We start from the raw sequence: 25657 nt of genomic DNA, 5'->3' as shown, positions 1-25657 counted from the left end.
AACCCCGCTGGCGGACTAACCCGGCCCGGCGAAACCAACGCTGCCAAAGTCAGGCCCGGGGAAGAAGCCGGGCCGGGGAAAACCCGGCCCGCCAAGTACGGGCCCGGGGAGGCCGGGACCGCCGAAGCCGCCCTGTCCGTCCCCGCCGCCGCCGGCGGGGCCGCTGCCCAGCAGGCTCCTGGTGAGGGTTTCGCCGTCGGCCATCAGTTCTTCCACCGCCCCGAGCAGGTGACTGTCCGACACGGGTGCGGCGTTCAGTGCGGCCCGTACGACGGCCCGGCGGACGAGTTCGCGTGCGAACGAGGCCGTTGTTCCTTCGGTGCGGGCGGCGGCGTCCCGGACAGCATCCGGGCTGAACGGAATGCCGCGCGCATACAGCGTCATCAGCCCGACGCGCTCATCCGCGCCCGGCAGCGGAATATCCACCGCGAGGTCCACGCGGCCGGGGCGCTGGGCAAGGGCGCGTTCGAGCATGTCCACGCGGTTGGTGGTGAGGACGAACGCGACGTCGGCGTCGTGGTCCAGGCCGTCCATGGCGTCCAGCACCTCGAACAGCAGCGGCTGCGGCCCGTGCCCGAAGCTCCGGTCCTCGGCGATCAGGTCGCAGTCCTCAAGCACAACGATCGAAGGCTGGAGGGCCCGCGCCATGGCGGCCGCCTCGGAAATCCTGGCCAGGGATCCTCCGGACAGCAGGATCGCGGTGATGCCGGCACTCTGGCTCAGCAGGTACCGCACCGTGTGGGTCTTGCCGGTCCCCGGGCGGCCGTACAGCAGGATGCCCCGCTTCAGGTGCTGGCCGTACTCTTTCAGCGACTCCCGGTGCGCGGCGATGCCGAGGGCATGGTCGGTCACTTTCCGGAGCAGCCCCTGGGGCAGGATGACGTCGGAGGCCGTGAGTTCCGGCCGGGCGTGGAACGTCACGCCTCCGGTGCTGGGCCCGTACTCTCCCATGACCAGGGAAATGACCTGGCCCTTCAGGACGCTGCCGCGCTGCATGCGTCGGCGGAACTCGGCCAGGAAGTCCGCGGCGTTCTTCGCGTCGGCAGCCAGAACCTCGAGGCATGCCGTCTGCCGCCCGTACCGCGGCGCCGCGTCCCGCTGCAAGACAGCAACAGGGCTGCCCGCATGCCTGAACAGCCACAGGCCCAGAGCCACGGCCTGCCGCTGTTCCTCCGGCCCCACAGCCAGGTTGATGTAATCGGGCTGCGACAACGGAAACTGTGGGAAAAACTGCGACTGCTGCAACATGTCACTCAGGGACTGATGGTGGCGCTGGTCACCGCCACCGATGCCCACCAGCCGGAACTCTGCGTCCTCGGCGGCGAGCTCGGCCATCAGGATGTCTGCGTCCACGAACCGGTGCGCCGGAACCTCCTCCACCACCACAGCGAGTGATTCGGCCGGCACCGCCAGATGTTCGGTGATTGTTGTCAGCAGCTGCCCTCCGGCCCTTACGCGGTGCTGCCCGGACTGGGCGATCTGCACCAGCTGCGCGAAATCATCGATGAACTTCCCCAATTTTTCATCCATGCCGCAGACCCTACCAGCGGCGGTCAAGACCATGCCGCGGCCGGAGGCGGGGCGTTGCCAGGAACCCGATCGGCCCCTCGTCAGCGGCCCCGGCCTGTGCCATTCTGGGAGGTACCGCAGTCCAGAGGTACCGCAGTCGTCTTGAGCTGTGGAAGGACCGGAGCCGTCGAAGGAGAAGGCCATGTTTGCGCCCAAGGGTTCGTTTTCCAGCTTCAGCGTTGACGACGTCGCACGCGCCCGGGAGTTCTACGGGCAGACGCTGGGAATGGCCGTGTCCGACGGCGCGATGGGCACGCTGGAGCTGTCCATGCCCGAGGGCCACAGGATTTTTGTCTACCCCAAGGACAACCATGAGCCAGCCACCTTCACCGTCCTGAACCTGGTGGTTGACGACGTCGAAGCGGCGGTTGACGAGCTCAACGCGGCTGGCGTCCAGACCAAGATCTACGACGATCCCGGCCTCCCCACGGATGAAAAAGGAATAGCCCGGGGGATGGGCCCGGATATCGCATGGTTCAAGGACCCGGCCGGCAACGTGATTTCCGTGATAAATCCGGGCAGCGCGGCGCCCTGAGCGGTAGACTCCGGCAATCTGAAGTTTCGGCCTACGGGCCTTTCACAACGTCACAGAGGTCCAGCGATGCATCCTTCCGCCAAAGAATTGGCCGCCATGGTTCCAACGGGATTCACCCTGGGGGTGGCTACAGCCGCGTTCCAGATTGAAGGGGCTCTAGACGAGGACGGCCGCGGACCCGCCGGCTGGGACGTCTTTGCCGCCAAGCCAGGGACGATCGTGGACGACCACAGCCCCGCCGTGGCATGCGACCACTACCACCGCATGCCGCAGGACGTGGCCCTGATGAAGGAACTGGGCATCGATTCCTACCGGTTCTCGCTGGCATGGCCGCGGATCCAGCCGGACGGCCGCGGAGCGGTGAACCGGGCCGGCCTGGACTTCTATGACCGGCTGCTGGATGAGCTGCTGGCCAACGGAATTTCGCCGATGGTGACGCTCTACCACTGGGACACGCCGCTGGCTCTTGATGAGGACGGCGGCTGGCTCAACCGCGACACCGCCTACCGGCTGGGCGAGTTCGCGGCCATCGCCGCGGCCGCGTACGGGGACCGGGTGGCGCGCTGGGTCACCATCAACGAACCCGCCACCGTGACCACCAATGGCTATGCCTTGGGCCTGCACTCCCCGGGAAAGGCCGACCTCGCCAACGGCCTGCCCACCGTGCACCACCAGTTGCTGGGCCACGGCCTCGCCCTTCAGGCCCTGCGGGCCGCCAAGGTGCCCGGCGAAATCGGCATGACCAACGTGTACTCGCCAGTGGTGCCCAACTCGGGTAACCCCCTCGACTGGATCAGTGCCGGAGCCATGGATGTGGCACAGAACCGGCTTTACTCTGACCCGGTGCTCACCGGAAAATATCCGGACCTGGTCCGGGCGGCGAAGTTCTTCTCGTCCTTCGACCATCCGGACGAGGACATGGCCGTCATCTCCCAGCCGCTGGATTTCTACGGCATGAACTACTACATGCCTACCCGGGTGGCGGCGGGCGGGGGAGACAGCCCCGTTCCGGCGGCGATGGCGGAGGCGATGGGGGATGACCTCAAGGACGCCACGCCCGGTGCCCCGCTGCACATCGAACCGTGGCCGGACACCGAAACCACTGCCTACGGCTGGCCCGTGAAACCGGAATACATGGCCGTGGCGCTCAAGGAGATGGCCGAACGGTACCCGAACCTTCCGCCCGTGATCATCACGGAGGGCGGGGCGAGCTTCGAGGACATCAGGGTCCTCGACAAGTCCACCAATAAGACCTTCATCCCCGACGAGCGGCGGCTCCGCTACCTCTCGGACCACCTCGGCACCGCCCTCCGTGCCACGGCCCCCGGCGGCGAGGCCGAGGCGATCGACCTGCGCGGCTATTACGTCTGGTCCTTCATGGACAACTTCGAATGGTCGGGCGGCTACAAGCAGCCGTTCGGCCTGGTGCACGTGGATTTCGAGACGCAGGTGCGCACGCCGAAGGCCTCCTTCTACTGGTTCCAGGAACTCCAGGAGGAACGGAAGCTGGCCGCGTCCGCGGATGCCGCCGTCGCGGCTGCGGCTGCAGGGCCGGACGGAGCCGTGACTGAGGGAATGCTGACAGACGCAGGGATGTCCGACGGCGGAACGTCCGACGGCGGGCCGGTCGCCTAAGCAGTTCGCGCTCTAGAGCAGTTCGAGCTCCCTGAGCTGGCGGGCCATGCCCGCCCCGTCAGGGGAGTAGATCCACGGCACCGTCGAGGCGCTGTGGTCCCCGTCTTCGGAGTGGCCGCCGGCGAAGACTGCCTCGCTCACGGACAGCTGCCGGATGGCGATGGCCGCCACCTTATCCGCGTTGTGCTGTGTGAACTGCGAGTAGATCTGCTCGTCATGCTGCCCGTTGTCGCCAATCAGCAGCCAGCGCATGTGCGGGAACTCCGCCGCCAGCCGCTCGAGGTTGCGGCGCTTGTGCTCCTGGCCGCTGCGGAACCAGCGGTCCTGGGTCAGCCCCCAGTCCGTCAGCAGCAGCGGGCCGGCCGGATACATGTTCCGGGTCAGGAACCTTGCGAGGGTGGGCGCAGCGTTCCAAGGGCCCGTTGAGAGGTAGATGACCGGCGCGTCGGGATGCTCCACATTGAGCCGGTCCAGCAGCACCGCCATCCCCGGGGTAGCCATCCTGGCCCGCTCGCTCAGCACAAAGGTGTTCCAGAGCGCCAGGAACGGCCGGGGCAGTGCCGTCACCATGACGGTGTCGTCAATGTCGGAGACAATGCCGAACTTTGTGTCCGGGCCAATGACAAAGATGCTGGCTTCCGTGGGTTCGGTGCCCGCTGAGTGAAGTACGGCGGTGTGCCAGCCCGGGGCCAGGGACACGGGAATATCGATGTCCACCAGCCCGCCGCGGTCTGCCTTGACCTTTGTGACTGTTCCGCCGATCTCGATCTCCACCTCGGAGCCGGGAATGGGAACGCTGGTGAAGGCACGCCAGCCCCGCACATTCTCCGTGCCGTTCCGGGCGGCATGGTCCGCGCGGCTTCCGGGCACGGGCTTGCTGGCCAGCACCACCCTGCCCAGGACCCGGACCCACTCCGTGGAGCCGTAACCCTGGTAGGCGATGGTCTTGGGCTCGAACTTCCAGCGGCGGGCGGCCTTCAGGCGCGTCGTATTGATCGCATCCGAGAGCCGGTGGGCCAGGCGGAAGGCGCGCGTCCCTGACAGACTCGCCCCTGACAACGGTGATTCCTGTGACGCCATGTCCATGCCTTCACTCTGCCACAGGGCAGGCGCCCATGGGCTGCCCGCCTGCGCTCTGTTACTCGCTGCCGTCTCCCAGCATGCCGCGCAGGGTGGCGGCGTTACGCACGGCGTTGCCCCCGCCGTCGTTGTTGAAATACGCGAAGACTTCCCGTCCGGAGCTGCGCCACTCCCGGATCCTGTCCGCCCACCAGCCCAGCTCCTCGTCCGAGTAGGAGCCGCCGTACAGGTGCTGGTGGTCGGGCCCGTGCAGCCTGACGTAGACGAACGGGGCGGTCGCCTGCAGGTTGCAGGGCAGGCTGGCGCCGCTCATGACGGTGTACGCGGCCCCGTGCCGTTCCAGCAGCCCGTACACCTCCGGCTGCTCCCAGCTCGGATGGCGGAATTCCACGGCCACCCGGATCCACTCGGGCATGGCACCGAGGAAATAGCCCAGACGGGCGTCATCCCTCGCCATGCCGGGCGGAAGCTGGACCAGCAGCACGGCGCGCTTGTCGCCGAGTTCGTGCCAGCACCGCGAGATCCGTTCGATCCAGACTTCGGGACCGTACAGCTTCTTGCCGTGCGTGAGGCCGCGCGGGGCTTTGACGGACAGGGCAAAACCGGCCGGCAGCCTGGTCCGCCAGCCGGCGAACGTGGTGTCCCGCGGCCAGCGGTAGAAGCTGGCGTTAAGCTCCACTGTGCTGAACCGTGCAACGTAGTGCTGCAGCCGGTCACGGGTTGGAAGCCCCGGCGGGTACAGCACATTTTCCCAGTGGTCGTAGCTCCAGCCGGACGTTCCGATGTGGATGTTCACCCGTGGGACGTCACTCGAAGTGGGTGGCTACGGGGCCGCCGCCGGCAGACTCCACGATGGCAGCAGCGACGTCGCGCAGCTTCAGGTTGCGCGTGCTGGACGCCGACTTGATGAGGTTGATGGCGTCCTCTTGGCTGCAGCGGTTCTGCGCGATGATGATCCCGACGGCCGTATCAATGATGGTCCGCGACTCGATCGCCTTCCTCAGATTGGCGGCGTTGTCGGTGCGCTGGGCCAGGAGGACCGCGAGACGGAGGCCTTTGGAGGCCTGCCGTACGTAGCTGACGGCGCTCTCCACGGCAGCTGCGTCAAAGACATTCGGCTTCCCGGAGTACAGGTTGAGTCCCGCCCGCGCGTCGGCGCCGGGCAGCTCGAAGGGGACCGCCAAAACCGAACGGATGCCGTTCTTCAGCACGGTGACGTTGTAATCCGGAAACTCCGAATCGAGTGCGAAGTCCGGAACGTGGACCAGGACACCCTCCCGGCAGGAGCGGAGGCAGGGGCCGTCGCGAAACTGGTACTGGATCTCGTCAACCGCCTGGGCGTGCTCGCTGCTGCTTGCCACGGTGGCCGCCGAACGGTGCCGCAGGAGGGTGATGCCGCAATAGATCGGGCCGCGTGGCCCCGACATGCTCTCCGCAGAGAACCGTGCCAACTCGTCAAGGAAATCCTGGACGTCCTGCGTGTCCAGCAACATGTCCTGGACGTGCCCCACCACGTTAACTTCATTCAGGCGAGTATTCACGCAAGGCTCCACTTCCGCCCTTTAACCCGGCAGCACCGGGATAACGAGGCAAGGCTTCGGGCGGCCGCTCCGCCTAACTTCAGGCTACACCCGGCCGCCCCTCGTGCCGCGGGGCCTGCTGTGGCACTGTAAGGGCATGGTACGCATCGAGGATTATGCGGTGGTCGGAGATCTGCACACCGCGGCCCTGGTCAGCACCGAAGGTTCGATTGACTGGCTGTGCCTGCCGCGGTTCGATTCGCCGGCCTGCTTCAATGCGCTCCTGGACACTCCCGAAGCCGGCCGCTGGCTCCTCGCCCCGGCAGCCGGGGGCGGCTGCACGCGGCGCCGCTACCGTCGGCACACCCTCATCCTGGAAACCGAGTGGGAAACCGACGAGGGCGCCGTCCGGGTTATCGACTTCATGCCGCCCCGCGACGAGGTGGCGGACATCGTGCGCATTGTGGTGGGGCTGCACGGACATGTCCGGATGAGAGGCGAACTGGCCCTGCGCTTCGACTACGGCCACATCATGCCGTGGGTGCGCCGGGACAGCCACGGTCTCCACGCCATCGCCGGTCCTGATTCTGCCTACCTGGTGACCACTGCCCCGCTGCGCGGCGAACGCATGCGCACCGTCAGCGACTTCATCGTGAAGGCCGGCGAACGGGTGCCGTTCGTGCTGACGTGGGCGCCGAGCCAGTTCCGCCGGCCCCGGTCCGTGGACGCCGACGAAGTCCTGGACTCCACCGAACGGTTCTGGCGGGAATGGACGGATAAGTGCAACGTAACCGGGCCGTACAAGGACGCCGTGCAGCGCTCGCTGATTACCCTCAAGGCCCTTACCTACGCGCCCACTGGAGGGATCGTTGCGGCCGTGACCACGTCACTGCCGGAACAGTTGGGCGGGCCGCGGAACTGGGACTACCGCTTCTGCTGGCTCCGCGATGCCACCCTGACGCTGCAGGCACTGCTGGCCGCAGGCTACACCTCCGAGGCGGCGGCCTGGCGCGACTGGCTGCTGCGCGCCGTGGCAGGCGACCCGGCCGACCTGCAGATCATGTACGGAATCCACGGTGAACGCAGGTTGCCGGAGCTGGAACTGCCCTGGCTGTCCGGCTATGAGAATTCGGCACCGGTCAGGATAGGCAACGCTGCCGCCGGCCAGCTGCAGCTTGATGTATGGGGCGAAGTGCTGGACTGCCTTGCCCTGACCCGCAACTCGCTGCTGAAGCACACGGACGAAGCCTGGGACGTTCAGGTGGCGTTGATGGAATACCTCGAAGGCGCCTGGGACCAGCCGGACAACGGGCTGTGGGAGATGCGCGGTCCGCGCCGCCATTTCACCCATTCCAAGGTGATGGCATGGGTGGCGGCGGACCGGATGGTCAAAGGGGTCAGGGATTCTGGGCTTCCCGGTCCGGCGGACCGCTGGGAGGCGCTCCGCGACACCATCCACGCCGAGGTCATGGCGAACGGTTTCGACCCCGGCCGGAACACCTTTACGCAGAGCTATGGCCGGCCAGAACTCGATGCCAGCCTGCTCCTCATTCCCCGCGTGGGTTTCCTCCCGCCCGATGATCCCCGGGTGCTCGGCACCATCGACGCCATCCAGCGTGAACTGACGGAGGACGGGTTCGTGCTCCGGTACCGGCCCCAGGAGAGCGACGACGGACTGCCGGGGGGCGAGGGGGTGTTCCTCGCCTGTTCCTTCTGGCTCGTGGAGGCGCTGCTCGGAGCCGGCCGGCGCAGGGAGGCCACGGAATTGTTCGAGCGGTTGCTGTCCCTGCGTAACGACGTCGGCCTGCTGAGTGAGGAATGGGGCGTCCAAAGTGCGCGGCACCTCGGAAACACGCCTCAGGCATTCAGCCATTTCGCACTGGTGACCAGTGCCCTGGAACTGAATCAAAGCCGGTCCCACCGCAGCGATAAGCCGCTGCCGTCGAAGGCCGGTACCGGGTGACGGGCAACGCGGTTCCGCTCAAAATTGGGTGACACCTCTCACCTTCGGCGCCTAAGTAAGTATACTTACTAACACCTCACCGAAGGGTGAAGAAGGAGGAGGGCCAAATGGCTGGATATTTCGAGTTGGTGGACGCTCCCGACGGCGGTTACAGGATCCGGCTGCTGGACGGAACAGGGGCGCTGATGGCGGTGTCCGTCACCTTCCCGACGAAGCGCGCAGCAGTTGCCGGGGTTGCCCAAGCCAGGGAGATTGCCGGTACGGGCCTAATCCGCGACTGCTGCAAGGATGCTGTGAAGCGCCCCGTCCAGAAGCGTCATGGCAAACCGGCAAGGCAGTCGCTGAAGTCCACGGTTGCTGTCGGTTACGGGTCCCCGAGGACTGCACCGCACCGGGTGCCATCCCCCTTGCTGGCCGAGCGCTGAGGTCCTGGAGTGTCAGAGGGGAAAGAGGCGGAGAATCAGTTGTCACCAGGGCAGCGGAGGGAGAAGGGTGTCCTGTTCGACGTTGACGGCACGCTGATCGACTCCGCCTATATCCACACGCTCGCGTGGTGGCAGGCGTTCCGCCAGTCAGGTTTCGATGTGCCCATGGCCCGGATCCACCGCTGCGTGGGAATGGGTGGCGCCCGACTGGTGGACCACCTGCTACCGGACTCCCGGAACAAGGACGTGGACGAGGATGTTCTGTCTGCGCATTCGGGGATCTTCGGCACGTACTGGCCGTCGCTCCGCGCCTTCGACGGGGCCCGGGACCTGCTGGCCAAGTGCAGTGAGAACGGACTGGCGGTGGCCCTGGCCTCGTCTGCGCGGGAGCAGGATCTCGGGGCGCTGCGTGCGGCCCTGTCGGCGGATGACTTCATCCACGCAGCGACGAGCTCCAACGACGCCGAAAACAGCAAACCTGAGCCGGACATCCTGGTGGCGGCGCTGGAGGCTGTGGGGATTGAGGCCTCCGGAGCCGTGTATGTGGGGGACGCTGTGTGGGATGTCATGGCGGCCAGCAGGCTCGGCATCCCCACCGTCGCGCTCACCTGCGGCGGCACCAGCGAGGCGGAACTCCGCGAGGCGGGCGCCGTCGAGGTCTACGCCGACCCGAGGGAACTGCTGGACAACCTGGGCCGCAGCGCGATTGGAAAGTTGCTGGCCGGCTAGGGTTTCAGGGCTTGAAGCGTCCGTGCGCAGTCAGGCCTCGGCCGTGTCCACACTGGAACCGGTGTTGGTGGACTCGGTGTTTGTGAACCCGCCGCCCTTGGGCTCGTCGGCGTAGGCCCCCTTGTTCCAGGACACTGCAACCGCCACGGAGCCGTCGTCGTTTCGGACCACCTCGGTGACCACCTCGGAAATCGTCGCGCCCATGGCGAGGATTTTCGCCTGGTAGGTGGTGACCAGCTCCTCGAGGCTGGCCTCCGTCCACTCACCGGGGCGCATTCGCGTGGAGATTTCCACGGGTTCGGGCTGGTAGAGCGACATGACGGGCGCCTTTCCTTGGGGGGCGGGAACAGTTCCTACGCTAGGAGCGATCCTTGGCCGAAACAAGAGAAAAGCAAGGATGCTTACCTTCTGCCTTTGAATCCCCAAAAAATTGATAAGCATACTGACCTTCACATCGGAGCCGGATCCGGCTACGGTCGAAAGAACGCGACGTGCAGCTACAGGAAGGCACTCCATTGAAGGCACTGACTTGGCAGGGCAAGCGCTCGGTGAGCGTGAAGGAAGTACCGGATCCCGTTATCCAGGAGCCCACGGATGCGATCGTAAGGATCACGTCGTCGGCGATCTGCGGCTCGGACCTTCACTTGTACGAGGTGCTGGGCCCCTACATGCACAAGGACGATGTGCTGGGTCACGAACCCATGGGCATCGTGGAAGAGGTGGGGAGCGCCGTCACCAACCTGGCCAAGGGCGACCGCGTGGTCATTCCCTTCAACATTTCCTGCGGCCACTGTTACATGTGCTCGCAGGGCCTGCAGTCGCAGTGCGAAACCAGCCAGGTCCGGGCAAAGAATTCGGGATGTGCGATATTCGGATACTCGGAGCTGTACGGCTCCGTTCCCGGCGGCCAGGCGGAGTACCTGCGGGTGCCGTTCGCCGACTACGGCCCCGTCAAAGTGGGACAGGAGTTGCCGGACGAGCGTTACCTGTTCCTCTCGGACATTCTTCCCACTGCCTGGCAGGCGGTGAAATACGCCGATGCTCCGGCCGGCGGGACGCTGGCGGTCTTCGGGCTCGGCCCGGTGGGGCAGTTTTCCTCCCGGATCGGCACCTACTTCGGCCAGCGGGTGATCGGCATTGATCCGGTTCCGGAACGCCGCGAGATGGCCGCGCGCCACGGCGTCGAGGTGCTGGACTATTCCAAGGGCATTGCAGACGAGCTGCGCGAGATGACCGGTGGGAGGGGACCGGACGCCGTGGTGGACGCCGTCGGCATGGAGGCGCACGGCTCGCCGGTGGCGGGCTTCGCCCACCAGGCACTGGGCCTCCTCCCCGACAAGGTGGCGCAGAAGGCCATGGAAACCGCCGGCGTCGACCGCCTTGCGGTGCTGCACACGGCCATTAACGCGGTCCGCCGCGGCGGCACGCTTTCCCTGAGCGGTGTCTACGGCGGCACGGCCAGTCCCATGCCGCTGCTCACCATGTTCGACAAACAGATCCAGGTACGGATGGGACAGTGCAACGTCCGCCGGTGGACGGATGAGCTGCTTCCGCTGGTGGAGGACGACGCCGATCCGCTGGCCGTGATGGATCTGGTCACCCACACCGCTGGGCTGGCTGAGGCTCCGGACCTCTATGAAAAGTTCCAGAAGAAAGAGGACGGCTGCATCAAGGTGGTCCTTAAGCCCTGACGGGATTTACAGACACCGGGCTTTAGCAGCGAGGTCCGGGACGGCGGCTGGCGGGCGACTCACCCGCCAGTCGCTTTCCGTTTGAGCTCATAGCCGAGCGCGCCCGCTCAGCCCTCACGCCACTCGTGGCCGGTGATGTGTGAGCCGGCCTGCGCGCCCATCTGGAGCATCCCGCCGTCGACCGCCCACGACGCCCCGGTGACATAGCTCGACGCCGGAGAGGCAAGGAACGCGATGACCGCGGCCACCTCCCACGCATCGCCGGGCCGCCCGAGGGGAACGCCGGGCCGGTCCTTGGTGCGGGGGTCTTCATCGGTCTGGCCCGTCATCGGCGTCGCGATTTCGCCGGGGGCCACGGAGTTGGCCGTGATGCCGTGGCTGGCCAGCTCAAGCGCAATGGTTTTGATCAGTCCGCCGAGCCCGTGCTTGGACGCGTCGTAGGCCGACGAGCCCACCCGCGGTTGCGTCTCATGGACGCTCGTGACGGCGATGATGCGGCCGCCCCTCCCGGCGTCGACCATCCGGCGGGCTGCCGCCTGGATGCAGAGGAAGGCGCCGTTGAGGTTGGTGTCCAGGGTCTTCGCCCAGGTCTCATAGTTGAGCTCGAGGAACTTGGTGCCGTCGCCCGTGCCGGAGTTGTTGACGAACACGTCCACGCCGCCCAGGTCCTCCGCGAGGCCGTCGATGACACCGGCGCACGTCAGGAGGTCGGTGGTGTCGAGCTGCCGGACCAGCGCGGTCCGGCCCGCGGCCCGGACCTCCTCTGCCGTCCGCTCGGCGCCGTCCCTGTCAGAGTGCCAGGTGACGCCTATGTCCAGTCCGGCCTGGGCCAGTGCCACTGCGGTGGCGCGGCCGATCCCGGAGTCGCTGCCGGTGACGATGGCGGTGCGGGGCGAGAATTCCATGGTGCGTCCTTCCGTGGGTCCCTTTTTGGGGTCAGGCTGCCGCATCCACGACGCAGAAGCGGTTACCGTCGGGGTCCTCCAGCACGATGAAGTCCGGGTCATCCGGATAAGAGTCCCAGTCCACCCGTGTTGCCCCGAGCTTGACGAGTCGTTCCACCTCGGCTGCCTGGTCATCGGCGTAGAGGTCCAGGTGAAGGCGCGGATGGGACTGCACCGGAGTCTCGCTGAGCATGAGGGCGAGCCGGGCGCCGTCGCCTTTTTGCGGGACGAGCACCACCCACGTTTCGTCGCCGTCCTCCCGGGGGATATAGCCGAGGGCGTCGCACCAGAAGGCGGTGGCGCGGGCGACGTCGTTGACGCCGAGGACAGTCGTTCCAATCGTCAGCATGCCTTCATGCTTCCGTGCGTGCAGTTGTGATGCAAGGGGGGCGGAAAGCCGGAGTCGCCGGAAACGCGCGAAATCGCCGGAAGCTCGGTGGCTTCCGGCGATTTCGGCGGCAGGAGGTCCGCGGCGGGTAAGACTACGTCAGGCGGATCTGGCGGTTGACGTCCTTGTAGAGCAGGTAGCGGAATTCGCCCGGGCCGCCGGCGTAGCAGGCCTGCGGGCAGAAGGCGCGCAGCCACATGAAGTCGCCGGCTTCCACCTCCACCCAGTCGTTGTTGAGCAGGTACATGGCCTTGCCCTGGAGGACATAAAGGCCGTGCTCCATGACATGGGTCTCCGGGAACGGGATTACGCCGCCCGGCTGGAAGGTCACGATGTTCACGTGCATGTCGTGGGCCAGGTCGTTGGGGTCCGCGAAGCGGGTGGTCTTCCAGACGCCGTCGACGTCCGGCATTTCGCTCGGATCAACCTCAGCATCGCTCGTCACGAAGGACTTGGCCTCGTAACCCTCGAGCCGTTCGTAGGCCTTGCGGATCCAGTGGAAGGACACAGTGTCATCTGAGACGTTCTCCAGGCCCCAGGTTGAACCTGCTGCGAGGTAGGCGTAGCCACCCTCCTCAAGCTGGTGCAGCTCGCCGTCGAGCGTCAGATTGACCCGTCCCTTGGTGACGAAGACGACGCCTTCGACGCCGGCCTCGAATTCGGCCTTGGGGGCGCCGCCGCCGGGACCGATCTCGACGATCAGCTGCGAGAACGTGGTGGCGAACCCCGAGATCGGGCGGGCGATGATCCAGGAACGGGTGTTCGTGAAGCCCGGCAGGTTGCTGGTGACAATGTCGGTCAGCACGCCCTTGGGGATGACGGTGTAGGCCTCTTTGACGATCGCGCGCTCGGTGGTGAGGTGCGTCTGGGGCGGCAGCCCGCCTTCAGGGGAGTAGTACTTGCCCATCTTTGGATCCTTACTTTGAAGTGGTCTGGGCCAGCCGTGGGTGGGCCAGTCCGGTGAGTTGGGGGATTCCGACGCCGGCCAGCGCCAGCACCTCGTCGGCACCGACCGCGCCGCACTGGACGCCGCGCAGCACGAACGCGGCGAGGGCGCGCGCCGTGGCCGGCTCGTCCATGACGCCGCCTTCCGTCTGCTCCACGTAGTTCCGCAGCCTGCCGGCCGCGGCCGGCAGGCCCTGGCGGTAGAAGGCGTACGTTGCCGCGAAGCGGCTGGGCAGCTGGGCCGGGTGCAGGTCCCAGCCCTGGTAGAAGCCGCGCTCCAGGGAACGGCGCACCAGGCGGCCGTGCAGCTGCCAGGCGTTTTCCACGTTGTCGCCCACGGGAATGATGTTGGTGGATCCGTCGGACAGCCGGATGCCGGTGCCGGCCACGGCCAGCTGCATGACCTCCTTGGCGAAGTCGGCCACCGGGTGTTCCATCGACTGGTACTCGGCGGAGATCTGCAGGGAAGCGGAGTAGTCGTAAGTGCCGTAGTGCAGGCCGCTGATCCGGCCGGGAACGGCATGCGGCAGCTGTGCCACCGGGGACGTTCCCTCCGGGCCGAGGATGAGCTGCGGCGTCTCCACCTGCACCTCGAACCGGAGCCGGCCGGCGGGGAGGGAGTGGATCTCCTCGAGCCGGGAGACCGCGTAATCCATGGCCTGCACCTGCGCCACGGTGGTGACCTTGGGCAACGTCAGGACAAGGCCCTTGGGCAGTTCGCCCGCCGCGGCCAGGCGGGAGACGAACAGGTCGAGGGTGCGCAGCCCGCGGGCGCGAGTGGGGGCCTCGAAGCACTTGAACCGGATTCCGATGAACGGCGGCGCGGAGCCGGCCGAGACTGCGGCAGCCACGGCGGACGCCGCAGCAACGGCGGCGGCGTCCTCGGCGTCGTCGCCCCGGTCCCCGAACCCGTCCTCGAAGTCGAGCCGGAGGTCCTCGATCGGCTCGCCGCCCAGTTTCGTCTCCACCCGGGAGGCGACGGCCTCCGCGAGGTCGGCGTCCTGGCCCAGGAGCGCACCCAGCCGGGCCAGCCCGCCGTGGGCGGCCGCCGTCGCCAGCGCCTGGGTTCCCCAGTCGGCGGCGAGCGACGGCGTGAACCGGTCCGCGGGGACGTACACGGTGTGGACCGGCTGGCGCGAGCCGTCGTCGCCCGGGTAGTTCTGCTCCAGCAGCCGGTCGGTGTCCGCCAGCTGCCCGTCGATCCGGGCGAGGTCGGCTGCGGTCAGCGATGTTTCGGGTACCGCCATTGCTCAGCCCACCAGTTCGTAGGCGGGGGTGGTGAGGAAGTCCGTGTAGTCCTCGGAGAGGCAGATGTCGCCGATCAGGGCGCTCGCTGGCTGGTAGTAGCGGACGAACGCTTCCTCGCCCACCTCGCCGCGCAGCTTTTCGGTTTCCTCGGCGAGGATCCGGGCGACCAGCTCGCGGGTGACCTTGTTGCCCGTGTCCGCGAGGACCACCTCGTTGCGGATCTGCTGCCAGACCTGCGAACGGGAGATTTCCGCCGTAGCGGCGTCCTCCATCAGGTTGTGGATGGCCACCGCGCCGTTGCCGGAGATCCAGACGGCGGTGTAGGCCACGGCGACGTAAAGGTTCAGGCGGAGGCCGGCTTCGGTGACCTGGCCCTCGGCGGAGGCAATGTCCAGCAGCTGGCCGGCCGTGACCGAGACCTCCGGCCGCTGCTTGTCGAGCTGGTTGGGCCGGTCCCCGAGCACGGAGTCGAACACCTCCTGGCAGACGGGCACGAGGTCCGGGTGGGCCACCCAGGAGCCGTCGAAGCCGTCGTTCGCCTCGCGGGTCTTGTCTGCGCGGACCTTCGCAAAGGCCTGCGCGGTGACCTCGGGTTCGCGCCGGTTGGGGATGACCGCAGCCATGCCGCCCATCGCGAAGGCGCCGCGGTGGTGGCAGGTCTTCACCAGCAGCTCCGTGTAGGCCCGCATGAACGGCGCCGTCATGGCCACGGTGGCGCGGTCCGGCAGCACGAAGCTGGCACCGGCGTCGCGGAAGTACTTGATGATGCTGAACAGGTAGTCCCAACGGCCGGCGTTCAGCCCGGAAGCGTGGTCCCGCAGCTCGTAGAGAATCTCGTCCATCTCGAACGCAGCCGGGATCGTTTCGATCAGGACGGTGGCGCGGATGGTGCCTTGGCCGAGGCCGAGGAAGTCCTGGGCGAAGACGAACACGTCGTTCCACAGCCGGGCCTCGAGGTGGCTCTCCATCTTCGGCAGGTAGTAGTACGGGCCCTGGCCGTTGAGCACCAGCTGCTTGGCGATGTGGAAGAAGTGCAGGCCGAAGTCCACCAGCGCGCCGACGGCGGGTTCGCCGTCGAGCAGCAGGTGCCGCTCCTCCATGTGCCAGCCGCGGGGGCGGGCGACCACGACGGCCAGCGGGGCGTCGGTGCGGAGCCGGTACTCTTTGCCCTCTGGGGAGGTATAGGCCAGCGTTCCGGTAGCGGCATCGCGGAGGTTGAGGATGGCATCGATGACGTTGCCCCACGTGGGGGTGCTGGCGTCCTCAAGGTCTGCGAGCCACACCTTCGCGCCGGAGTTAAGAGCGTTGATGGCCATCTTGGCCGGCGAAGCCGGGCCGGTCATCTCGACCCGGCGGTCCTGCAGGGCCGCCGGTGCCGGCGCAACCTTCCAGTCGCCGTCGCGCACGTTCTTGGTTTCCGGCAGGAAATCCAGGCTGCCGGACCGGGCCACCTGCTCACGCTTGGTTTTCCGGGCCGTGAGCAGCTCGCCGCGCCGGCCGGCGAAGCGCTTGTGGAGCTCCTCCACGAACGCGAGGGCCTTCGGGGTGAGAATCTCCTCCGCACGCTCGATCGGCCGGGGGTCTGTGACTGTGATAGCCATTGTGGGTCCTTTCCAGGGCTGATTCAGGCGTTGGCGAGAGCTGCGTCCGCGGGCGCTGCTGCTTCTGTTGAGTCTTCCGCTGTTGCCGTCGCGATGCCAGTACCCGCTGCGGCGTGGGCCGCGGCGGCGACTGCTGCCGCGACGTCAGCGGCCACATGGGGGTCGAAGACGCTGGGGATGATGTAGCTGGCGTTGAGCTCGTCGTCATGAACCCGGTTGGCGATCGCCTCGGCGGCGGCCACCAGCATTTCCGGTGTGATGTCTGATGCCCCGGCGTCCAGCAGCCCGCGGAAGAAGCCCGGGAAGGCCAGGACGTTGTTGATCTGGTTCGGGAAGTCGCTGCGGCCGGTGGCGACGACGGCGGCGTGCCTGGATGCCACTGTCGGGTCGATTTCCGGCGTCGGGTTGGCCATGGCGAAAACGATGGCTTTGTCCGCCATCGAGGCAACCTGCTCCTCGCCGATCACGTGCGGGGCGCTCACGCCGATGAAGACGTCGGCACCCTTGAGGGCCTCGTGCAGCGTGCCGGAGAAACCCTCTTCGTTGGTGTTGGCCGCGATCCAGGTGCGGTGCTCGTCGTCGTACTTCTCACCCGAGTGGATGGCGCCGGAGCGGCCGGCGGCGATGATGTGCTGCGCGCCCTGGGCCTTGAGGAGCTGGATGATCGCCGAGCCGGCGGCGCCGACGCCGGAGACCACGATGCGGACGTCCGCGAGCGTCTTGCCCACGACCCGGAGGGCGTTGACCAGGGCGGCCAGCGTGACGATGGCGGTGCCGTGCTGGTCGTCGTGGAAGACCGGGATGTCCAGTTCATCGCGGAGCCGGTTTTCGATTTCGAAGCAGCGCGGCGCCGCGATGTCCTCGAGGTTCACGCCGCCGTAGACGGGGGCGAGGGCCTTGACGATTTTGATGATCTCCTCGGTGTCCTGGGTATCCAGGCAAACGGGCCAGGCGTCAACGTTGGCGAACTGCTTGAAGAGCGCGGCCTTGCCCTCCATGACCGGAAGCGCGGCTGCCGGGCCGATGTTGCCGAGGCCCAGGACGGCCGAGCCGTCGGTGACCACGGCGATCGTGTTTCGTTTGACCGTCAGGTTCCGGGCGGCGTCGGGGTTTTCCGCGATGGCAAGGCAGACCCTGGCGACTCCAGGGGTGTAGGCGCGGGAGAGATCGTCGCGGTTGCGGAGCGCCACCTTCGGCACCACCTCGAGCTTGCCGCCCAGGTGCATCAGGAAGGTGCGGTCCGAAACGTTGCGCACGGTGACGCCGTCGAGCGCGTTGAGCGCATCCTTCACGCGGTCCGCGTGGTCCTGGTCCGTGGTGTTGCAGGTGACGTCGACAACCAGCGTCTCGTGGTGGGACTCGGTCACGTCCAGTGCGGTGATCGCCGCCCCGGCCGCGCCGACGGCTGCCGCGAGCTCGCTGGTGGCCGTGAAGCTTGAGGGTGCCTCCACGCGCAGGGTGATTGAGTTTCCGGGGCTCGGGTTCGCCATTGAATGTCCTCCTGATCAGGCCCACCGCTGGGGCGGGCTGTTCTCCTGAATGTTTTCGTATTATGGATATTATTATCTACTTTATGGAAATACAAGCCCTTCATGCTTCCATCGACGCCGCTCCGCGTCTTGCTGTATCTTTGGCTGTCTAAGCAACTTTTTTCACGATGCGGATAAGAGTTGTCGTATTCGAGGCAACAGGAGAGTGTTACATGGCTGAGAAGGCCACCGGAGGCGTGCAGTCCGTAGAGCGCGTCTTTGAACTTTTGGAACTCATCACCGACGCCGGCGGCGACGTCACGCTCAGCGAGCTCTCTTCCTCCACGGACCTGCCCCTGCCCACGATCCACCGGCTGCTGCGTACGCTCGTAGCACTGGGGTACATCCGCCAGCTGCCCAACCGCCGCTACGCCCTCGGCCCGCGGCTGATCCGGCTCGGCGAAGGCGCCAACAAGCAGCTCGGTGCCCTGGCGCGGCCGCAGCTGAAGTCCCTCGTGGACCGGTTGGGGGAGACGTCCAACATGGCCGTGCTGGACTCGGACATGGTGATCTACGTGGCCCAGGTGCCGTCGCTGCACTCGATGCGCATGTTCACGGAGGTGGGCCGCCGCGCGCATACGCACGACACCGGCGTCGGCAAGGCGATCCTGGCGCAGCTGGACGACGAGGTGGTGCGCGGTATCGTGACCCGCACCGGCATGCCTACGCCCACTGCTAAGAGCATCGGCGACTTCGATTCCCTGATCGCGGACCTGAACCGTATCCGGGAACGCGGCTACTCGATCGACGAGGAGGAGCAGGAGCTCGGTGTGCGCTGCTTCGCTATGGCCGTGCCCAACGCGCCCACGCCCACCGCCATCTCCGTCTCCGGGCCGGTCTCCCGCGTGGACCAGTCCTTCGCCGACCGCGCCGTGCCGCTCCTCCGCGAAGCAGCCCAGGCCATCTCGGACGAGCTCAACCAAAACTGATCCCCTCCGTCGTCCTTCTGTGCAGCGCGAACGGACAGTTGAGGCCCCACGGTCCTGGGGGCCTCAACTGTCCGTTCGCGCTTAAACGATTTCTAGTGCTCGGAGCTGGATGACGTCTGGATGGGGACTTCCTTGCCGTCGCAGTCGATCAGTTTCCCGCCTTCGAAACGGTCGCCGTCGGACAGGCAGTGCAGGTCCTCCTCCTTGACGACCCGCCCGGTGCCAGCGACGAAGACGGACTGGTTGTCCGAGTTGCCTGCCTTGAAGTGGTTGAAGAGCAGGTTCAGCAGGATGGCCATGATCGCTGCGGAGCTGATGCCGGAGTGGAAGATGGTGCTGAACCAGGACGGGAACTGGTCGTAGAACGCGGGTGCCGCGATCGGGATCATGCCGAAGCCGATGGACGCTGCCACGATGATCAGGTTCATGTTGTTGCGGTACTCCACCTTGGAGAGCGTCCGGATGCCGCTGGCGGCAACAGTTCCAAAGAGTACGACGCCGGCCCCGCCCAGGACGGGCGTCGGCACCGCCGCGACCACCCGGCCAAGGACCGGAAGCAGGCCGAGAATGACCAGGATGAGGCCGCCGGCGCTGACGACGAACCGGCTCTTGACGCCGGTGATGGCTACCAGGCCCACGTTCTGCGCAAAGGCGCTCTGGGTGAAGGAGTTGAACAGCGGGGAGATGGCGCTGGAGAGCATGTCGGCCCGCAGCCCGTCGCCGATCCGCTTGGAATCGACCTTGGTGCCCACGATCTCGCCCACGGCGATGATGTCCGCGGAGGTCTCGGTGAGCGTCACCAGGATGACGATCAGCATGGAGATGATGGCGGCAATCTCGAACGTTGGCGGCCCGAAGGCGAACGGGGTGGGGAACGCGACGATCTCGCCCGTGCCCACCTTGGAGAAGTCAGCCATGCCGAAAGCTAGGGCGATCAGGGTCCCGAGAACCATGGCGAGCAGGATGGACAGCCGGGAGATGGCGGCGTTGCCCACCTTGCTCAGCAGCAGGACGATCGCCATGGTGGCGGCGGCCAGGCCGATGTTGGCCATGCTGCCGTAGTTGGGGGCGGCCTTGTTGCCGCCCATGGCCCAGTTGGCGGCCACCGGCATCAGCGTGAGGCCGATGGTGGTGATGACCGTACCTGTGACGACCGGCGGGAAGAACTTGATGATCTTGGAGAACAGGGGAGTGATGAGCAGCCCGATTAGCGACGCTGCGATCACCGAACCGAAGACCGCCTGGATTCCGCCGCCGCCGTGGACAATCGCCACCATCGTGGAGACGCCGGCGAAGGAGACGCCCTGGACGAGCGGCAGCTGGGACCCGAAGAACCGGATGCCGACCGTCTGGAGGATGGTGGCCAGGCCGCCGACAAAGAGGCAGGCTGCGATCAGCAGGCCGATGTCCTGGGACGACATGCCGGCCGCGGCGCCGATGATGAGGGGCGGGGCAATGATGCCGCCGTACATGGTGAGGACGTGCTGGAATCCGTAGGCGAAAGTGCTGCCGATGGAGAGGCGCTGATCTTCCGGGCGGGTTGCTGTTGGGCGGCTTTTCTTGATGATGTTCATGGCAGACTTTCTTGGTTCATGGCAGACGCCTTCGTCTGGCTAACAATGTCTGGCTAACAATTTGGGTCTTGTGGTGTGGGCCGGGGCCGTTGGTGGGGGTGTCTAATCGCGATATCTGTACAAAAACTCGGGACCCTTGGGTAATGCTGGTGCTGGCCGGCCGGCCCGCGGAGCGTGGTGTCCGCGGGCCCGCTGGCTGCGGGTTTAGCAGAAGCCGGCGATGCCTGACCAGGCGGCGTCGGCTGCTTCGGCGTCGTCACGCAGGACGGTGGCCTCGATGAGTCCGTACGGGCGGTCGGCTGCGAAGAAGACCTCGTTGGGGTTGTCCAGGCCGAACGGCGAGAGGTCCACGAGGAAGTGGTGCTTGTTGGGCATCGAGAACTTGATTTCCTCGATCTCGCTGTGGGCTTCCAGGACCTTGGCGCCCATGTCGAACAGGGTCTGCTGCAGGGCGTGGGAGTACTTCTCGGTGAAGCCCTCAAGCAGGAGGCTCTTGACGTCCTCGTAGCTCTTGTTGAAGTCCAGCGAGCTGAAATCGGTGCCGGCCTTGAAGCGCCAACGGGCCGAGACGTCGGTGGCCAGGATGCGGTCAGTGGTCTCCGGCAGGGTGGTGTACTTGTCCTTCGGGTACCCGACGAAGCCGGACTGCGTGGACTTCAGGACGGTCAGGTCCTTGAGTCCCGAGATCAGGTGGGTGGCAGCCCCGTCCCGGACAAGGACGGCGGTGCGGACTTCCTGGCCCTTGCGGACGAAGGAGTGGTCGTGCGCGCTGCCGTGCGCCTGGATGCGTTCCCAGGCGTAGGACTCGGCTTCCCAGCGGCCGCCGGTGACCCAGTCGAAGCTGGAGGTGAAGTGCTCGCCGAGGCGCAGCAGGAACGCCTCGGGGGAGCCGACCCCTTCGCGGGCGAAGGCGTAGATGGTGTTCTTCTGGGTGTCGGTGGCCACCACGTGGGCGTTGTCGCCCTCGAGGTGGGCGGCTTCGAAGTCACCGCGGAGCTGCGAGGTGACGTTCAGATCCTCGATCTCATGGCGGTCGGTGTCGCGGGTGATCTTGACGACGCGGACTTCGGCCTTACCGTACTGGTTGTGGCCGAGGACGATCTTGTTGCTCATGGTCTGTTCCCAACTTCCCGTATGTGGAACGAAAGTCCCACATAGAAATTAAGTGCGTGTTTCCCACGCATTTCGTGTGGCGTCGACCCAAACAAAAAATGAGCCGACATCAGTTGATGCCAGCTCATTACGACCCTGCCTGCTGCTCCCAGGTTACGTGACGTGCGCCACGAATTGAATTAAAGCGTAGCGCAGCATGCCGGTGGTGTACATCACAAGTTCAAAAAACCGATTGTGACCAGACTGGTGCGGAACGCCATGGCCGGGGGTCTTGACACACCCCCGAACGTGTCCCTAAGATTTCACATATCAAAAACTAATTTCCGCACTACGAAAAAGTAAAGCGGGCAAGGCAAGAAACGAGGAGGAACAGATGGACTCGCAGGATCAGAACAACGTCGCGGAATTTCCGGCACCCGGCCAGGAGCTGTACCTGCCGTTCGGCGCCACGGATCCCGACTTCTACATTCCGGCCGACTGCGACCGGCGCTCCGGCGGCCTGTCGCGGTGGCTCCGGGCGCTTCCGGTCTTCGGCAGGCGGCCATAGCCGCAGCCTCCGGTAATTTCCGTGTCGCAAGGACTGTCAGGATCCGGGACGGTCCGGCCACTCCTTGCCGGCCCACGGGTCGTAGTCGGCCATGAGCTCCTCCTGCTGGGGACGCTCCTCCTCGGGGACATGCTGCAGGTTCACCCGCACCCTGTACCAGAGCGAGCTTGACCCGCGCATTCCGTCGACCAACACATCGGCCGGATGCAGCGACGGCACCACGTCGGCATGCCGGGACTTCCACTCGTCGAGCGCGGCGAGTGCCTCCGGTTTGGTTTTGGTGCGGGCCACCTCTATGAGCGGCATCACCGACTGCCGGCGGCCGGAGCCGTTGCCAGCGCGCGGCGCCTTCTCGGCGGGGCCGAGCTCGGCGGCCAAGGCGAGAAGCCCATCGAGCCTGCCGACGGCGTCGTCGATGCCGGTGTGTGGGTCGCCCACCCCGGCGAAGCGCTCCGGCACTGTGAGCACCGTGAACTGTTCCGGCCTGGCGGAGCGGACCTCGTCCCAGGTGAGCGGCGTAGAGACCCGGGCGTCAGGCAGCGGCCGGATTGAGTACGCCGATGCCACGGTGCGGTCCTTCGCGTTCTGGTTGAAGTCGACGAACACACTCTCACCGCGCTCCTCCTTCCACCACCGCGCGGTGGCGAGGCCGGGGGCGCGGTTTTCGACCTCCCGGGCGAGAGTCTCAGCAGCGAGCCGCACATCGCGGTAAGACCACTCCGGCGCGATACGCACCAGAATGTGGAGACCCCGGGACCCGCTCGTCTTCGGCCACCCCACGAGCCCGGCGTCGTCGAGCACCTCCCGCGCGACATACGCGACGTCGACGATCTGCGACCAGTCGACCCCCGGCATCGGATCCAGGTCCACCCGCAGCTCGTCCGGGTGTTCGAGGTCCTCGGCGCGCACCGGATGCGGGTTGAGGTCGAGGCAGCCAAGATTCACCACCCACGCCAGGCCCGCGGCATCCCGGATGACCGCCTCCTCCGCCGACGTCCCCGACGCGTAGTGCAGCGTCGTCGTGTCGATGAAATCGGGATGGTTGTCGGGCACGCGCTTCTGGAAGAACGCCTCCGCGTCGATGCCCTTCGGGAAGCGCTTGAGCACCATCGGCCGGCCGCCTGCACCGCGCAGCGCGCCACCGGCGACGGCCAGGTAATAGCGCACCAGGTCGAGCTTCGTCAGCCCGGGTTCAGGGAACACCACCTTGTCCGGGCTCGAGATGCGGACCTCTGTGCCGGCGATGTCCAGGATTTCGGCCGGCGTCTTCGACGGAGTCATGGCGCCACGCTAGCAGTGCCTGGCCGCCATTTCGATGGTTCCCTGCCCACTCGACGTTTCGCAGCGTCGTGTGCGCAGGGAACCGTCGAAACGGCGGGGCGTCAGCCGTTCACGAGCCGCCGCGCCGCCGCCGAATGCTTCGCGATCAAGCCGGCCACGTCCAGGCCCGGAATCTGCCCGTCAATCACCCGCCACTCGCCGCCCACCATCATGCGGTCCGCGCGGTCGGCGGCGCACAGCAGCAGGGCGGCGAGGGGATCGTGGCTGCCGGAGAACCGCAGGTCGTCCAGCCGGAACAGGGCCAGGTCCGCCTGCATGCCGGGCGCCAACTGGCCGAGGTCCGGCCGCCCCAGAACCGCCGCCGATCCGCGTGTGGCCCAGCCGAGCGCGCGCTCCACTGGAACGTGTGCGCCGTAGCGCAGGCGCTGCAGGTACAGCGCCTGCCGCGCCTCGAGAATCATGTTGGAGGCATCGTTCGACGCCGATCCGTCCACTCCCAGCCCCACGGGCACCCCCGCTTCCTCCAGTTCAAGCACCCGGGCGGTGCCGGACGCGAGGCGCATGTTCGACGTCGGGCAGTGGGCGACGGCGGTTCCGGCCGCTCCCAGCCGGGCGATTTCAGCGTCGCTGAAATGGATGCCGTGGCCCAGCCATGTCCTGTCGGTCAGCCAGCCCACACTGTCCAGGTAGTCCACGGTGCGCAGCCCGAACATCTCGAGGCAGAACTGCTCCTCGTCGAGGGTTTCGGCGAGATGGGTGTGCAGCCGGACGTCATGCCGCTCTGCCAGCGCGGCGCTCTCGGCCATGATCTCCTTGGTGACGGAAAACGGCGAGCAGGGCGCCAGCGCAATCTGGATCACGGCACCGTCCCCGCGCTCGTGGTATTCGCGGATCAGCCGTTCGCTGTCGGCCAGCACCGCCTCCGGCGCCTGCACTGTCGACTGCGGCGGCCAGCCCGCCGTCGTCCTCTCCCAGTGTCATGGAGCCCCGGGTCAGCGTACCCCGCATGCCGAGGCGCCGGACGACGCCGATTTCGACGTCGACTGCATCCTCCATCCCGGCGGGGAAGAGGTAGTGGTGGTCGGCGGCGGTGGTGCAGCCGGAAAGCAGCAGTTCGGCGAGGGCCACGGTGGCTGCGAGTTCAAGATCCCGCGGGGTCAGCCTGGCCCAGACCGGGTAGAGGTTCTGCAGCCAGGGGAACAGGGGAGCGTTGGCCACCGGACCCCAGGCACGGGTAAGCGTTTGGTAGAAGTGGTGATGGGTATTGATCAGGCCGGGCAGCAGGACGTGGTTGCCGGCGTCGAAGGTCTGCTGGCAGGGAACCGACGGCGTCTGTCCGGCGCCAAGTACCTCCACAATCCTGCCGCCGCTCACCACCAGGCCGCCCGAGGCGTCGAGGCTGTTGGCGGTGAAGGCCGCCAGCGGGTTCCGGATCCAAAGCCGGGATTCGGCGGCCGGGTGCGTCGGCGGAAGGTCAAAGAGCTGGGTCATGAGGGGTCCTTGTCTGAGTGTGCTGATACTTTCCAGCTCAGTGGTCCTGTCTGCTGATCCAGGGGACGCGCTGCCCGACGGCGGCGAGTCGGCACCAGCGTAGGGCGGGTGTGGGAGAGCGGTCAATGGGCGCGCTTTGCGACAGCGCGGGAAGTGATCGGCCGTGACAGCCAGCCGTGAGCCGCCGGAAACACGCATTTCACATTGCGAAATTAAGTTTCCAGAAAACTATGGCGCGGACCACATTCCGGTGCTAATCTCAAGTTGCCAAAGGCGGGCACCCGGACTCCGGGAAGCTATCTACCAGGCGCAACTTAACCTTCAAAAGCACATGCTGAAGCCTGGTAACCGTCGCATCTGGTCCTTTCCGTTCCGCCCGCGGGGTACCGGCTTCCACAGCAAAGGGAGTCGCATCATGAGTACCACCGTCACAGCCGAGGCATTCCTGGCCAGGTCCATCCGGTTGGCGACCGCCAACGTCCTGAACAGCGGCGGCCCGTTCGGCGCCGTGATCGTCACCGCCGACGGTCAGGCGTTCGACGGCGTCAACCGGGTCACCGCCGACAACGATCCCACCGCCCACGCCGAGGTCACGGCCATCCGCCGCGCGTGCAGCGGGCTTGGCACTTTCGACCTCCGCGGAGCCACCCTCTACAGCAGCTGCGAGCCATGCCCCATGTGCCTCGCTTCGGCGCTGTGGGCCCGCATCGACCGCGTGGTCTTCGCTGCGGACCGGCACGACGCCGCCTCCGTGGGCTTCGACGACGCCGTCTTCTACGAGTACTTCGACAACGAGGACCGCCACGCCCTGATGCCGGTCTCCAAGCTCGAGCTGGGCCATCCCGAAGCCCCGGCCATCCTGGAACCGTTCAACACCTGGAACACGCTCGACTCCAGGATTGACTACTAGGGCCCGGTGG

At 66.6% G+C, this 25657-nt stretch carries 23 protein-coding genes and 1 pseudogene; 9 read left to right on the top strand and 15 right to left on the bottom strand.

Annotation, left to right across the window (positions count from 1 at the left end; translation table 11 throughout):
* Positions 1-15: 15 nt before the first annotated feature.
* The gene (locus QFZ33_RS21875; RefSeq protein ID WP_307030927.1) at positions 16-1530 is read right to left on the bottom strand and encodes an AAA family ATPase; all 1515 of its coding nucleotides are present in this window, start codon (positions 1528-1530) and stop codon (positions 16-18) included.
* A 181-nt stretch (positions 1531-1711) separates the two neighbouring features.
* Between QFZ33_RS21875 and QFZ33_RS21870 the strand changes: the two genes are divergently transcribed.
* Together QFZ33_RS21870 and QFZ33_RS21865 are read left to right on the top strand one after the other, a co-directional pair.
* Positions 1712-2104: a VOC family protein gene (locus tag QFZ33_RS21870; RefSeq protein ID WP_307030925.1), complete on the top strand. Its 393-nt coding sequence runs from the start codon at positions 1712-1714 to the stop codon at positions 2102-2104.
* Positions 2105-2170: 66 nt separating this feature from the next.
* Positions 2171-3739, top strand: coding sequence for a GH1 family beta-glucosidase (locus QFZ33_RS21865; protein WP_307030924.1), 1569 nt, complete (start codon positions 2171-2173; stop codon positions 3737-3739).
* A gap of 12 nt (positions 3740-3751) precedes the next feature.
* On the opposite strand, the gene QFZ33_RS21860 is transcribed toward QFZ33_RS21865, so the two are convergent.
* The 3 genes from QFZ33_RS21860 to QFZ33_RS21850 are packed head-to-tail and all read right to left on the bottom strand — an operon-like array spanning position 3752 to position 6360.
* Positions 3752-4825, bottom strand: coding sequence for an App1 family protein (locus QFZ33_RS21860; protein WP_307030922.1), 1074 nt, complete (start codon positions 4823-4825; stop codon positions 3752-3754).
* A gap of 52 nt (positions 4826-4877) precedes the next feature.
* Positions 4878-5615: a DUF72 domain-containing protein gene (locus QFZ33_RS21855; protein WP_307030920.1), complete on the bottom strand. Its 738-nt coding sequence runs from the start codon at positions 5613-5615 to the stop codon at positions 4878-4880.
* 10 nt (positions 5616-5625) lie between these two features.
* The gene (locus QFZ33_RS21850) at positions 5626-6360 is read right to left on the bottom strand and encodes a GAF and ANTAR domain-containing protein (protein WP_307030918.1); all 735 of its coding nucleotides are present in this window, start codon (positions 6358-6360) and stop codon (positions 5626-5628) included.
* Positions 6361-6496: 136 nt separating this feature from the next.
* Between QFZ33_RS21850 and QFZ33_RS21845 the strand changes: the two genes are divergently transcribed.
* The 3 genes from QFZ33_RS21845 to QFZ33_RS21835 all read left to right on the top strand — a co-directional run bounded on the left by QFZ33_RS21845 (position 6497) and on the right by QFZ33_RS21835 (position 9456).
* Positions 6497-8302, top strand: coding sequence for a glycoside hydrolase family 15 protein (locus tag QFZ33_RS21845; protein ID WP_307030916.1), 1806 nt, complete (start codon positions 6497-6499; stop codon positions 8300-8302).
* Between the two features lie 107 nt (positions 8303-8409).
* Entirely contained in the window at positions 8410-8727 is a 318-nt protein-coding gene (locus QFZ33_RS21840) for a YegP family protein (protein ID WP_307030913.1), read from the top strand.
* Positions 8728-8766: 39 nt separating this feature from the next.
* A complete protein-coding gene (locus QFZ33_RS21835) occupies positions 8767-9456 on the top strand; it encodes an HAD family hydrolase (protein WP_307030911.1) in 690 nt (229 codons plus the stop codon).
* A 30-nt stretch (positions 9457-9486) separates the two neighbouring features.
* Here QFZ33_RS21835 and QFZ33_RS21830 read toward each other — a convergent pair whose 3' ends face one another.
* A complete protein-coding gene (locus tag QFZ33_RS21830) occupies positions 9487-9774 on the bottom strand; it encodes a hypothetical protein (RefSeq protein WP_307030909.1) in 288 nt (95 codons plus the stop codon).
* A 197-nt stretch (positions 9775-9971) separates the two neighbouring features.
* On the opposite strand from QFZ33_RS21830, the gene QFZ33_RS21825 reads away from it, so the two are divergent.
* Complete coding sequence (locus QFZ33_RS21825) at positions 9972-11147, top strand: zinc-dependent alcohol dehydrogenase (RefSeq protein ID WP_307030907.1); 1176 nt, start codon at positions 9972-9974, stop codon at positions 11145-11147.
* 107 nt (positions 11148-11254) lie between these two features.
* Here QFZ33_RS21825 and QFZ33_RS21820 read toward each other — a convergent pair whose 3' ends face one another.
* The 6 genes from QFZ33_RS21820 to QFZ33_RS21795 form a co-directional block, all read right to left on the bottom strand.
* The gene (locus QFZ33_RS21820; RefSeq protein WP_307030905.1) at positions 11255-12052 is read right to left on the bottom strand and encodes an SDR family oxidoreductase; all 798 of its coding nucleotides are present in this window, start codon (positions 12050-12052) and stop codon (positions 11255-11257) included.
* A 31-nt stretch (positions 12053-12083) separates the two neighbouring features.
* Positions 12084-12440, bottom strand: a complete 357-nt coding sequence (locus QFZ33_RS21815) for a VOC family protein (protein ID WP_307030903.1) — start codon at positions 12438-12440, stop codon at positions 12084-12086.
* A gap of 133 nt (positions 12441-12573) precedes the next feature.
* Positions 12574-13386, bottom strand: a complete 813-nt coding sequence (locus QFZ33_RS21810; protein ID WP_307030901.1) for a bifunctional allantoicase/(S)-ureidoglycine aminohydrolase — start codon at positions 13384-13386, stop codon at positions 12574-12576.
* Positions 13387-13396: 10 nt separating this feature from the next.
* Positions 13397-14671 carry a DUF6986 family protein gene (locus QFZ33_RS21805; RefSeq protein WP_307030899.1) on the bottom strand — a complete coding sequence of 425 codons (1275 nt, stop codon included), beginning with the start codon at positions 14669-14671 and terminating at the stop codon, positions 13397-13399.
* Between the two features lie 3 nt (positions 14672-14674).
* The gene (gene aceB, locus QFZ33_RS21800) at positions 14675-16273 is read right to left on the bottom strand and encodes a malate synthase A (protein ID WP_307030897.1); all 1599 of its coding nucleotides are present in this window, start codon (positions 16271-16273) and stop codon (positions 14675-14677) included.
* A gap of 23 nt (positions 16274-16296) precedes the next feature.
* On the bottom strand, positions 16297-17763 hold the full coding sequence (locus QFZ33_RS21795) for an NAD-dependent malic enzyme (protein ID WP_307030895.1): 1467 nt from the start codon (positions 17761-17763) through the stop codon (positions 16297-16299).
* Between the two features lie 212 nt (positions 17764-17975).
* Here QFZ33_RS21795 and QFZ33_RS21790 point away from each other — a divergent pair, with 212 nt between their 5' ends.
* A complete protein-coding gene (locus QFZ33_RS21790) occupies positions 17976-18731 on the top strand; it encodes an IclR family transcriptional regulator (protein ID WP_214856929.1) in 756 nt (251 codons plus the stop codon).
* Positions 18732-18823: 92 nt separating this feature from the next.
* Here the strand turns inward: QFZ33_RS21790 and QFZ33_RS21785 are convergent, their stop codons facing one another.
* Entirely contained in the window at positions 18824-20305 is a 1482-nt protein-coding gene (locus QFZ33_RS21785) for a nucleobase:cation symporter-2 family protein (RefSeq protein WP_307030892.1), read from the bottom strand.
* 204 nt (positions 20306-20509) lie between these two features.
* On the bottom strand, positions 20510-21418 hold the full coding sequence (gene pucL, locus QFZ33_RS21780; RefSeq protein ID WP_307030890.1) for a factor-independent urate hydroxylase: 909 nt from the start codon (positions 21416-21418) through the stop codon (positions 20510-20512).
* Positions 21419-21791: 373 nt separating this feature from the next.
* Between pucL and QFZ33_RS21775 the strand changes: the two genes are divergently transcribed.
* Entirely contained in the window at positions 21792-21965 is a 174-nt protein-coding gene (locus QFZ33_RS21775) for a hypothetical protein (protein ID WP_214856926.1), read from the top strand.
* Between the two features lie 36 nt (positions 21966-22001).
* On the opposite strand, the gene ligD is transcribed toward QFZ33_RS21775, so the two are convergent.
* The gene (ligD, locus tag QFZ33_RS21770; protein ID WP_307030888.1) at positions 22002-23246 is read right to left on the bottom strand and encodes a non-homologous end-joining DNA ligase; all 1245 of its coding nucleotides are present in this window, start codon (positions 23244-23246) and stop codon (positions 22002-22004) included.
* Positions 23247-23347: 101 nt separating this feature from the next.
* Positions 23348-24737, bottom strand: a pseudogene (locus tag QFZ33_RS21765) (8-oxoguanine deaminase).
* Between the two features lie 415 nt (positions 24738-25152).
* Here QFZ33_RS21765 and QFZ33_RS21760 point away from each other — a divergent pair.
* Positions 25153-25647, top strand: a complete 495-nt coding sequence (locus QFZ33_RS21760; RefSeq protein ID WP_003806330.1) for a nucleoside deaminase — start codon at positions 25153-25155, stop codon at positions 25645-25647.
* The last annotated feature ends 10 nt before the right edge of the window (positions 25648-25657 follow it).

Source organism: Arthrobacter globiformis, assembly GCF_030815865.1.
In the GTDB taxonomy this organism is placed as follows: domain Bacteria; phylum Actinomycetota; class Actinomycetes; order Actinomycetales; family Micrococcaceae; genus Arthrobacter; species Arthrobacter globiformis_B.
Note: the sequence above shows the minus strand (reverse complement) of the source record. Positions and strands in the feature narration are given on the sequence as shown.